This window comes from Streptomyces sp. NPDC054786 (assembly GCF_053611685.1).
The window spans coordinates 1-3,407 of sequence record NZ_JBSHAW010000098.1; the positions used below are offsets into that span (position 1 = coordinate 1).

Sequence of the window (3,407 nt, forward strand, 5' to 3'; positions counted from 1 at the left end):
TCGTCGAAACCTGACGAGACTGCCATGCATAACCTGTTTCTGTGGTAACAGCCAGGCGATGTGGTCCGGCTTGCACAGTGCACCGAACCCCTACCGACCTGACTACTCAGCTGTAATCGTTGGCTGCGTCGCCAAACACCTCCAAGAGCTCGGCTGTCGCCGACCGTCGCCCGGTGAAGTCCATGAGCCCGCGCGGCAGCTGGAGCCGTGCCGGCTCGGCCGGGGCCGGGTCCGGCGCGTGTTCGGCCGCCTTCGACTTGCAGTCCCACGGATGCCCAACCGCCGTTGCGTTCCGGGGCGGGGAGGACTCCGCCGACGTGGTGTCGTTCATCGAGACTGCTCCGATCAGCGGTGTACCGGGACGGGAGGAAGGGTGCGGTGTGCGCGGCTGAATGAGACCGAGGTCGTGGTGTACCGCGTCGCTGACCCGGAACGTGCGCTCCGTGCGCTGTTCGTGCCAGGTTCGGCCGTTGACGTGCAGTCCCACGACCAGGTCGGCGTCCGGGTCAGCGGTGGGCTGGCGGTGCCCCACAAACCGCAGTGCCCGAAGGCGCCCAAGGAGACGTGCCGGTGGGACTCGGGCTTCTCACCGCGACGGCCAGGCCCGGGCGCTCCTTCACCGTGCCCTGGAAAAGTGGTGGCGATACTGCCCCGGCGTGACCCCCAGGGTGCGTCTGAAGCGGCGGTGCAGGGTCTCGGCGAAGCCGAAGCCGCAGACTCGGGCGACCGCGTCGATGGTGGTGTCCGTCGTCTCCAGTAGGGCCCGGGCAGCCTCGATGCGGACGGTTTCCACGTAGGCGGCCGGGGTGAGTCCGGTCTCGGCGCGGAAGACCCGGGTGAAGTTGCGCTCGCTCATACCGGCCCGTTCGGCGAGCACCCGGACGGTCAGGTCGTCAGCGAGGTGGTCGGTGACCCATGCCTGAACGTCCCGCAGCGGCTTACGCGTGGGCCGCTGCGCGGCGAGCTGGGTGCTGAACTGTGCTTGGCCGCCGGGGCGTTGGACGAACATCACCAGCATCCGCGCGACGGACCGGGAGATCTCGGGCCCGTGGTCCTCCTCGACCATGGCGAGCGCCAGGTCCATCCCCGCCGTGATTCCGGCGGAGGTCCACACCGCCCGGTCGTGTACGAAGATCTGGTCCGGGGTGACCGTGACGTCCGGGTGCTCGTGGGCCAGCCGCTCGCAGGCCGCCCAGTGCGTCACCGCGCGCCGTCCGTCGAGCAGCCCGGCCCGCGCGAGCAGGAACGCGCCCGTACACACGGAAGCGACCCGCCGGGCCCGGCCGGCCGCCGCCTTGAGCCAGCCGACAAGCTCTTCATCGTCCACCGCCTCCCGATCGCCCGGTCCACCGACGACCACCAGGGTGTCCAGCGGTCCCTCACACTGCTGGACGCCACTGCCGGCCGCAACGTCGATCCCGTGACAGGCCCGCACTGCTCCGGCCCGGCCCGCGACGATCTCAATGGCATAGCCCTCATCCTCGGGCACCCACCGTTCCGTCTGCGCGAACACCTCATACGGTCCCGCCAGGTCCAGCACCTGAAACCCCGGATAGACAAGGAAGACGACGCGCCGTTGTGTCACCTGATCAGCATGGCCCGCCGTGCCATTTGGCGGCAAGGACACAAACATGACGATCTCCGCCATGGGCTTGGTGCCAGGTTCCGCTTTCGGTGGGTACAACTGCAGGCGGCGGGGAGGGTGCGGCACTTGGGGGCGGGCGCTGGGACGTGACGAGAGCGAGGAGGCGGTGGTCCACCGTCTGGCATCGGCCAGGAAGGCGCCGAAGGGGGCTGTCACGTTGACCGGCGCGTGAGGTGATCTTCGGGTTGGTCCTGGCGAGAGGCCCAGGGCGCCGAGAGGGCCGAGCAGTTCGGTGGCGGGAAGCACCTCTCCGGGATTCAGACTGGCCAACACCGCGGAGTTGAGTCGGTGTTCGTCCTCGGGGTGCTTCGTCCACGCCGTCACGAGGTACGACAGACGTAACCAGCACATCGACTGACGCTGTTTCACCAGGCGGCCGTGCACCGCCACGGGAACACGAACCGGCGGCACGGCGGTGCCGTCTGCCGTACCGACGGGTGTCATCCGGATTGAGTTGAGCACCCTGCCTCCTGTCCGCGACCCCGCCACTTCTGTGGGGTCAGAGGCGGTCGGAGGCTTTTCACCCTCATCTGACGCTCGTGACCAGCGCAATCGTGGAGCACCACAACACGGACCACGAGATCGGCCGGCCGGAACCACGACAGTGGGAACGTGAGGGCGGAAGCGACATCCCGGTTCCGTTGCACAGGTGCGCGGCCATGGTGGTTCCCCTCACGGTGTAGACCGGTCGGGACATCCCTGCCTCCTTGTGTGGACGTGAGCGTCCTCACTCACGAGGACGGAGTGCGCCGGACATCGGATGTCCTGCGTGGCCTCTCCTCGGCCGGCTCTCCCTAAGGGAGCTCCACCTCGACCGGCGGGGCTGCCACCGGACCTCCCCTGAGCTGCGTCGAGGCCCTCTCCTGAACGGCAGGATTCTGCTGAACGGCGGGACTCTCCTGAACGGCAGGACTCTCCTGCGGATGCGAATCCGGGGAATGACAGCGGTCCGATGCCGCCCTGCCCTCAGCCCGATGCCCAGGGGCGGCGAAGGCCGTCACGGCGCGGTCGCCCCACAGCGCCCTGCCTGAGCGGTCGGGTCGGCGTCGTCCCCGCGACTGTGCCGCGGGGAGGTGTGCCCGCGGCGCGCGGGCGTCGCGAAGGAGGTCCCGGACGGGTGAAAGCCCAGGTAGCGACGTGGTCTTGAGTACCTCATGATGCGGGGCGGGACCCTCCGCGGCAAGCACCGGCCGGCAACCTTGCCCGTTTGTCCCACCCGCCCGGTCCCTGCTCCCGCTCTTCGTGCCAGGTTTCCCTGTCCTTAAGTAATCGAGCCATCCAGAAAGCCGATGGCCGAAAGGCACGTGGCACGATCATCGCCTCGTCCCTCATGGGCGATTTCCGACGGGGAGGCGAAAAATGCCCCAGCAGATACTCACCGGCAACGTGTGTGTGGCGGTCCACTCACCCGACGCCGTGGTCCACGCGGGACTCGTCAGCTCCTTACCGCTCGACCACCGCGTCCAGGAAGTCCCACCTGGGAGAACCCACGAGGCCGACGCCGTCGTCACGGCTTCGGCACCATCGACACCACCGCACTGGACCAGCTGCGCACCCTGTCCAACCGGCCCGACACGCGCTTCCTCGTCACCCAACGACACCAGCGGGCGGACGTCTCCGCGGTGATCGACCGCGGGGCCAAGGGTTATGGCTGAGTAGTCAGGTCGGTAGGGGTTCGGTGCAACTGTGCAAGCCGGACCGTATCGCCTGGCTGTTACCACAGAAACAGGTTATGCATGGCAGTCTCGTCAGGTTTCGACGG

2 protein-coding genes and 1 pseudogene are annotated in these 3,407 nt (G+C 68.2%); all 3 read right to left on the reverse strand.

The genetic code is table 11. The features are described from left to right. Nucleotides 1-106: 106 nt before the first annotated feature. The gene (locus ACWGI6_RS38095; protein ID WP_453271761.1) at nucleotides 107-331 is read right to left on the reverse strand and encodes a hypothetical protein; all 225 of its coding nucleotides are present in this window, start codon (nucleotides 329-331) and stop codon (nucleotides 107-109) included. A gap of 285 nt (nucleotides 332-616) precedes the next feature. Then, nucleotides 617-1,585: a GlxA family transcriptional regulator gene (locus tag ACWGI6_RS38100; RefSeq protein WP_453271762.1), complete on the reverse strand. Its 969-nt coding sequence runs from the start codon at nucleotides 1,583-1,585 to the stop codon at nucleotides 617-619. Nucleotides 1,586-1,861: 276 nt separating this feature from the next. Next, nucleotides 1,862-2,089 (reverse strand): annotated as a pseudogene (locus ACWGI6_RS38105) (Pvc16 family protein); the annotation flags it as partial. Between the last annotated feature and the right edge of the window lie 1,318 nt (nucleotides 2,090-3,407).